Source organism: Crocosphaera sp. (genome assembly GCF_030064895.1).
Taxonomy (GTDB): Bacteria; Cyanobacteriota; Cyanobacteriia; order Cyanobacteriales; family Microcystaceae; genus Crocosphaera.
On sequence record NZ_JASJEB010000158.1, the window covers coordinates 1 to 8,088 of the forward strand.

Here is an 8,088-nt window from a genome sequence, read left to right on the forward strand (position 1 = left end):
AGCATCCCATTTTTGCCAAAAACTTATTCTTGGAGTTTGACGGGGAGAGGGGGAGATGGGGAGACGGGGGGAAATTAATCAGATCAACTATTATCAATCAAGGACAATTTGCAACTTTGGGATGCTCCCCCCAAAAAAGCAGCCACCAATCAACATCAAGTCAACTTTCCTGATTTTAAAGTGTCTTAGAATTTAACTATCAAGTTATTCAATTAAACCGTTTACATTGGCGAGATTTTTTAACACAATCTAACCCCGTTTCATCTGCTTTAATGGCTAAAATGAACATGGATGCTAAAGAAAGAGCCAAAGTTAAAGCAGAATGTCTTCGTCTACTGGTAACATTAAAACTAGACCCTGCTAGAATGCAATTAATTTCTGGTTTTATAGATACTTATCTAACCTTAAACCCATCAGAAGAAAGAGACTTTCAACAAGAACTTAATACCTTTAGTCAACCCACACAGGAGCAAGTTATGCAAATTACTACAAGTTGGATGCGTCAAGGAATTGAACAAGGAATTGAACAGGGAATTGAACGAGAAAAAGCCTTAGTTATTCGTCTTCTTGAACGAAAAATAGGACAGATTCCACCCACCATAAAAACAGAGATTAATACTTTAAATATAGAGCAAATAGAAGCATTAGGAGAAGCATTATTAGACTTTTCTAATCTTGATGATTTAATTAATTGGTTGAATAATTAATCATCATCTCTTAAATAAGAATAAATAAATTGTAGGGTGGGCAAATCGTAAAAATTATTAAATTGACATAAGAATAGATTAACTTTGCCCACTATCAAGTCATCAAATAGAATTAAAAAAATTTAAAGTTCCTAATAATTTTAATTACCTCTACCTGATGATATTTTTGCTTCCTTTTATACTCAATGAAAATGTTAAGTAAAGGCCATATTTTTATAGTAACCAGTAAACATTAACAATTATATTAAATTAATTAGTGATTTTTAAATATTTTGTCTATTTTCGTGGTAAGATTTTTACTTTTTATCTCTCCTGCTATGACAAGAAAACTAGCAAAATACTAATATTTTTTTAAGATGCTAAACGTTATAATAAAAGTAAAAATTAACCTCATTGATATTAGGAAAAATTACAAATGATAGTCAATAATCTAGAGAACCTACAAGAATTAATCGAAAAAGTCAAAGCATCTCAAGAAAAATATGCTACGTTTAGCCAAGAACAGGTAGATCATGTCTTTAAAAAAGCTTCCATTGCTGCTAATTCTGCGAGAATTCAATTAGCAAAAATGGTAGTACAAGAAACAGGAATGGGCATCGTTGAAGACAAAGTAATTAAAAATCATTTTGCTTCTGAAATCGTTTACAATAAATATCGAGATGCTAAAAGCTGCGGTGTCATCGAATTAGATGAATCCTACGGCTTTCAAAAAATAGCTGAACCATTGGGAATTATTGCAGGTATTGTCCCTACAACTAACCCCACATCCACAGCAATTTTTAAAGCCTTATTAACCCTAAAAACTCGTAACGCGATCATTTTTTCTCCCCATCCCAGGGCTAAAAAATGCACTATTGAAGCAGCAAAAGTTATCTTAGAAGCAGCAATAAAAGCAGGATGTCCAGAACATATAATTGGTTGGATAGATGAACCTAGCATTGAATTATCCCAAGCTTTAATGCAGCATCCTGACACTAAATTAATTTTAGCAACTGGTGGCCCTGGAATGGTTAAAGCAGCCTATTCTTCCGGTCATCCTTCCCTTGGTGTGGGTTCAGGAGATACCCCCGCAGTCATCGATCAAACAGCAGATATTAAAACAGCAGTTTCTTCAATTATTCTCAGTAAAACCTTCGATAATGGCATGATTTGTGCCTCGGAACAAGCAGTGATTGTGGAGGATAAAGTCTACGAATCAGTTAGAGAAGAATTCCAAGAAAGAGGGGCTTATTTTTTAACAGCAGAAGAACGAGAAAAATTAGGCAAAACCGTTATTATTAATGGTAAATTGAATGTAGCAATTGTTGGTCAACCTGTGACAAAAATAGCAGAGATTGCAGATATAAAAATACCTGAAGGTACAAAAGTTTTAATCGGTGAAATCGAAAAAATTGGTTATGATGAGCCATTTTCCTACGAAAAACTTTCCCCTATTTTAGGGATGTATCGGGGGAATAATTTTGAGGATGCAGTAGAAAAAGCCTATCAATTAGTAGAATTTGCTGGCCGTGGTCATACAGCAGCATTGTATACCGCTCCCGATAATCATGAACATATTGAATACTTTGAGAACAAGATAAAAGTAGCTAGGGTACTGATTAATATTCCTACATCTGTTGGTGCGATTGGTGATCTTTATAACTTCCGTCTTGACCCTTCTTTAACTTTAGGATGTGGTAGTTGGGGAGGTAATTCTATTGCTGGAAATGTTAATATTAATCACCTATTAAATATTAAAACCGTCTCAGAAAGAAGAGAAAATATGCTTTGGTTCCGAGTTCCTCCCAAAGTTTATTTTAAATACGGTTGTTTGCCCGTGGCATTAAAAGATTTAACAGGGAAAAAAAGGGCATTTATTGTCACCGATAAACCTCTTTATGAGTTTGGAATAACTGAAGAAATGGAACAAGTTTTAGAAGAAATGGATATTAAATATGACATTTTCTACGACGTTGAACCAGATCCAACTTTAGCCACCGTAAACAAAGGTTTAGCTTTAATGAATAGCTTTGAACCTGATGTTATTATCGCCATTGGTGGCGGATCTCCGATGGATGCAGCTAAAATTATGTGGTTAATGTACGAACATCCAGAAATCGAATTTGAAGGGTTAGCTATGCGGTTTATGGACATTCGTAAACGGGTTTATGAGTTACCGGCATTAGGAGAAAAGGCGATGATGGTGGCTATTCCTACCACATCAGGAACAGGATCAGAGGTGACACCTTTTGCAGTAGTAACGGACGAAAGCACAGGTATTAAATATCCTTTAGCTGACTATGCTTTGACCCCAAATATGGCTATTGTTGACCCTAAATTAGTGATGAATATGCCGAAAGGTTTAACCGCTTTTGGGGGAATTGATGCCTTAACCCATGCCTTAGAAGCCTATGTTTCTGTGTTCGCAACCGAGTTTACCAATGGGTTAGCATTAAAAGCCATCGGACTGTTATTTGACTATCTTCCCAGTGCCTATAAAAATGGTGCTGCTGATAGCAAAGCTAGGGAAAAAGTACACTATGCAGCGACTATTGCAGGTATGGCTTTTTCTAATGCTTTCTTAGGAATTTGTCACTCCTTAGCCCATAAATTAGGATCTACTTTTCATATTCCTCACGGGTTAGCTAATGCGCTGATGATTTCTCATGTTATCCGTTATAACAGCACCGATGCACCTTTTAAACAGGCCATTTTCCCTCAATATAAATTCCCCAATGCCAAGTTCCGTTATGCACAGATAGCTGATTATTTGCACCTTGGGGGAGACAGTGAAGACGAAAAGGTAGAAAAATTAATTGAAGCAGTAGAAAACCTAAAACGTGAGGTAGATATTCCTGCCACTATTAAAGACGTACTTGGAGAAAAAGATCAAGAGTTTTATGAGTCTTTAGAAGTGTTAGCAGAACAAGCATTTGATGATCAATGTACAGGGGCAAACCCTCGTTATCCTTTGATGAATGATTTAAAGGATCTTTACATTTTAGCCTATGCTGGTAAAGATAAAAATGTTGAGTCGAATGGTTCCAAAAAAACTGAACTAATTAAGGCTTAAAAAGCAGCTAATAACGCCTGTTATCGTATTGTTTTAGTTTCTAATTCTTAGTATCAAAACTCCGTAGGGTGGGCAATACCCACCTTACAACTATTTTTCGTTTCTGCTGATGTTTAGGGTTAGTCTTTTTTTATAAACAACAAAATGATTTCTAAATTCTGGTGTTAGAATGAAGAAAGGAAGGTGAATGATCAAGCATAATAGTATTTAATCAGGAAAGAAAAATGAGATTTATTAATCCTAAAACAGATTATGCGTTTAAAAAAATTTTTGGTTCCAATCAAAGTAAGGAAATTTTAATCAGTTTTTTAAATGCAATTTTATATCATGAAAAAGAGGTTATTCAAGATTTAGAAATTTTAAATCCTTACTCTCCAGGGGCAAGTTTTGGGTTAAAAGATACTTATTTAGATGTTAAAGCAAAACTAGACAATGACACAACAGTTTTAATTGAAATGCAAGTGTTAAATAAATATGCTTTTGATAAAAGGGTTATGTATAATGCAGCTAAAAGTTATGCCAATCAATTAGACTCAGGAGAGAGATATATTTTACTTAATCCTGTCATTGCTTTAACTATTGTTGACTTTATTATGTTCGATAATAATACAGAAATTATTAACTCATTTGTCTTTCAAGAAGAAAAGCAGAAATTTGTTTATAATGAAGAAATTAAGTTAGTGTTTTTGGAATTAAGGAAGTTCAATAAATCATTAGAGGAGTTAGAAACTATTAGTGATAAATGGATTTACTTTATCAAAAATGCCGCAGAATTAAGAGAAAAACCGGCTGATTTTCAATCAGTTTCCGCATTAAATCAAGCACTAGAAATTGCTAATCTTGCTGGTTTAAATCGAGAGGAATTAGAAGAGATACAAAATCGAACTATTTGGTTAACTGACCAAGAAGGAATTACACTATATGCACAAGAAAAAGGTCGAGAAGAAGGCATAATTGAGGGTAAGATAAAGGGGAAAATTGAATTAATTATTACATTACTGCAACAAAAATTAGGCGAAATTTCTTTAAAAAATCGTCAAAAAATAGAAACACTATCTAGTCAAGAAATAGATGTTATCATTGCTAATATTTTTAATATTAATAGTTGGGAAGATTTAGAGAATATGTTAAATACAAATCAATAAAATATTTATATTTAAGAGCATTTTATCCACTAATTCGCAGCATCAAATACTTGTTGCGCTGTTAAATTAAACTCAGGAAAAATAGAAGAAATAAGGATATCATTACCTCTAAATTGTTGTACTTGATATTCTTCATCAACCAATTGATAAATAGAAATAGTTGGTTGTTTTGGATCACCAATATAACGTTTTCCTCCTAAGCCTAAATAATCAAAAATCCAATATTCAGCTATCCCTAAAGCTTCATAATCAATCAATTTATGTCCATAATCATAACCCCAATTTGTACTAACAACTTTTATCACCAAGGGAACAGTTTTTCCTTGGGTAATAGTTGATCTGGTTTTCCACAATGGTTCATCATTTAAGTTAGATTGATCAAGAATAAGTACATCAGCGTTGTAAGCAGATTTATTAGTATCTAGAGGTTTAATTAAAGCTTGTTTGGGTATCAGATAAGGAAGTCCAAGTTTTTCGATTTGTATAGCTAATTCCATCATAATAAAGCTAATTACTTCTTCATGATTTCCTATTGGTTGCATTTCAAAAATTGCCCCATCGTGTAATTCATAACGTCCGAAACCATCGGGATACCAGTCCCAAAATTCCTCTAGTGTTATTGGTTGAGTAATCGTTTTAATCATAATTGATTAGTTATTAGTTGAAAATTTTACAGTTGTCCTAATTCTCGCAATTTAGCTTCTAATTCTTTAACTTTAGCCTCAGCATTTTCCGCCCTTTGTTCAGCTTTTTTAGCCCTTATTTCTGCCTCTTGTTTCAATTTTCCTAATTCTACATAAGTTAAAAAAGGTTCATCGTTTGGGCTAAATATTTGTAGATTATTATCAGTAATTTCAAAGCGAACTTTTAAACGGGGGCTAATCCATCCGTCCATTATTTCAATTAAATTTAAACTATTTTCTACTCTTATCCAACCACAAAGATCAACTTTATCAGGATCATATACATAATATTCTTCTACCCCATAGCGATTATAAAACTCAAATTTTTGGCTCATTTCTGCTAACGTATTACCAGGGGAAAGTATTTCAAAAACAACTTGCGGAGAGATGTTATTTTCTTCCCATTGTTTATAGGAACCCCTATCACCTTTCGGACGACCAAATACTACCATAACATCGGGTGCGCGTCGTAGTTTATTATTACCCTTAAGGGGATACCATAACAAGTCACCAGCGACAAAAATATTAGGATTATCTGCAAATAATAACTCTAAGTTTTCTTTAATGGTAACAATTAAGCGAAATTGTTTAGTATTATCGGCCATAGGTTGACCATCACTATCAGGATAGATAATATTGTTTTCAGTTTGGTTAGTTATCTGCTGTACCATCTTTTTGATATTTTTTTGATAACATTAACTGTATTATATCTTAAATATTCTATAGCAATCAGGTTTTAGTTATGAGAAAATAAGTTTTCTGGGTTTAACAGTGTTAAACCCCTACGGAATTTTTATGTTATGTTTAATTTTCCTAAATTACTTCAGGTGGGCAAAGTTTTCTAAGATATAGTAAGTTTAAATATATAGCCATACGCATTAATTTTAGGACATTTTATTTATTTCTGTTGCCTGTTCCCTGTTACCTGTTCCCTAAAACAAAAATATATGTTTCCTAACCATTTTTTGTAATGCTATAGCTTTTCTCGGACTCATGATGTACACCTAATATTTAACTCCGAACTCCGAACTCCGAACTCCGAACTCCCAAAACTCTCTATTTTCCCCACCCTAGAAGTTTATGATCAATTGGCTTAAAAAAATCTGGAATTGGCTGAAAAGTCTCTTTAATACTTCTTCTGACGCTATAGAAACCGATGATACTCTTTCTCAACCCAGTTTATCTGATGCTGAGTACGAAAGTGTCTTATTTGCTTTGCTGGCAGCAATTAAAAAAGGAAGGTCTTGGGGCAGTTGTCAAGGGTTTTTAATAAGTCGTAATATCAAACCTGATCAATTAGCAGAATGGATAGAAAAGAAAAGTTTAGAATGGTTCGATAATAAAGATAATTATCAACAATTAGGGCAAGATTTAGAAGAATTGAGCAATATTGCGTCAGGAAAATTGGGCAATATTGCTAGAAACGTGAGTTCGGAGTTTGGAGTTAGGGGTTCGGAGTTTGGAAATTTTCAAGAGAATAATCTACAAAATACAGAATCAAACCGAATCCCATCAGAAACAAAAAATACAACCCCTTCTCAAACAACAACAGATAAGGTTCAAACACTTATGAATCAAAACGAAAATTTAGAATTATTTGAATTAGGACTTCAATATATTGAAGAAGAAAACTATCAAACTTCTCTTGATGTTTTTGAGCAAATGATTTCGATCGATCCGAACAATATGGATGCTTGGATTCAAAAAGGAATTGTCCTTGAAAAATTAGGTCGCTATACAGAAGCAATAGAAGCAAATAATAGGGTTATTTCCTGTTATCCAAATTCTCAAAAAAATCAATCTGAGAAGAATATTGAGAAGATAGTTAAATTTGAAGTAGATAACTATCCTAATTGGTTTGAACAAGGGATAGCTTTAGATAACTTAGGAAGGTTCGATGAAGCGATCGCATCCTATGACAAGGCTTTACAGTTGAAACCAGATGATTATCTAGTTTGGTATAACCGAGGGGTAGCTTTAGATAACTTAGGAAGGTTCGATGAAGCGATCGCATCCTATGACAAGGCTTTACAGTTGAAACCAGATTTATATCAAGCTTGGAAAAGCCGAGGGAGAGCTTTATATAACTTAGGACGGTTCGATGAAGCGATCGCATCCTATGACAAAGCATTACAGTTGAAACCAGATTATTATGAAGCTTGGAATAACCGAGGGGTAGCTTTATGTAACTTAGGACGGTTCGATGAAGCGATCGCATCCTACGACAAAGTATTACAGTTGAAACCAGATTATTATGAAGCTTGGGGTAATCGAGGGATAGCTTTACGTCAGTTAGGAAGGTTGGATGAAGCGATCGCATCCTATGACAAAGCTTTACAGTTAAAACCAGATGATCATCAAGCTTGGAATAACCGAGGGGTAGCTTTATGTATAGCAGTCGCCAAAGCTATTAGGACATTTTTCTGTTCCCTGTTCCCTGTTCCCTGTTCCCTTAAAATATAATTTATGTGTCCTAACTAGCCTGTCTATTGCTATAACTT

General features: G+C 34.0%; 5 protein-coding genes and 1 pseudogene. 4 read left to right on the forward strand and 2 right to left on the reverse strand.

The genetic code is table 11. From position 1 onward, the window contains the following. Nucleotides 1–123: 123 nt before the first annotated feature. The 3 genes and pseudogenes from QNJ66_RS25150 to QNJ66_RS25160 all read left to right on the forward strand — a co-directional run. Nucleotides 124–707 (forward strand): annotated as a pseudogene (locus QNJ66_RS25150) (DUF4351 domain-containing protein); the annotation flags it as partial. A 415-nt stretch (nt 708–1,122) separates the two neighbouring features. Then, entirely contained in the window at nt 1,123–3,759 is a 2,637-nt protein-coding gene (gene adhE / locus QNJ66_RS25155) for a bifunctional acetaldehyde-CoA/alcohol dehydrogenase (protein ID WP_300511407.1), read from the forward strand. A gap of 224 nt (nt 3,760–3,983) precedes the next feature. Beyond that, on the forward strand, nt 3,984–4,904 hold the full coding sequence (locus QNJ66_RS25160) for an Rpn family recombination-promoting nuclease/putative transposase (protein WP_300511408.1): 921 nt from the start codon (nt 3,984–3,986) through the stop codon (nt 4,902–4,904). 29 nt (nt 4,905–4,933) lie between these two features. On the opposite strand, the gene QNJ66_RS25165 is transcribed toward QNJ66_RS25160, so the two are convergent. Beyond that, nucleotides 4,934–5,548, reverse strand: a complete 615-nt coding sequence (locus QNJ66_RS25165) for a Uma2 family endonuclease (protein WP_300511409.1) — start codon at nt 5,546–5,548, stop codon at nt 4,934–4,936. Nucleotides 5,549–5,574: 26 nt separating this feature from the next. After that, nucleotides 5,575–6,258 carry a Uma2 family endonuclease gene (locus tag QNJ66_RS25170; protein ID WP_300511411.1) on the reverse strand — a complete coding sequence of 228 codons (684 nt, stop codon included), beginning with the start codon at nt 6,256–6,258 and terminating at the stop codon, nt 5,575–5,577. Between the two features lie 409 nt (nt 6,259–6,667). On the opposite strand from QNJ66_RS25170, the gene QNJ66_RS25175 reads away from it, so the two are divergent. Continuing rightward, nucleotides 6,668–8,050 carry a tetratricopeptide repeat protein gene (locus QNJ66_RS25175; RefSeq protein WP_300511412.1) on the forward strand — a complete coding sequence of 461 codons (1,383 nt, stop codon included), beginning with the start codon at nt 6,668–6,670 and terminating at the stop codon, nt 8,048–8,050. Nucleotides 8,051–8,088 lie beyond the last annotated feature (38 nt).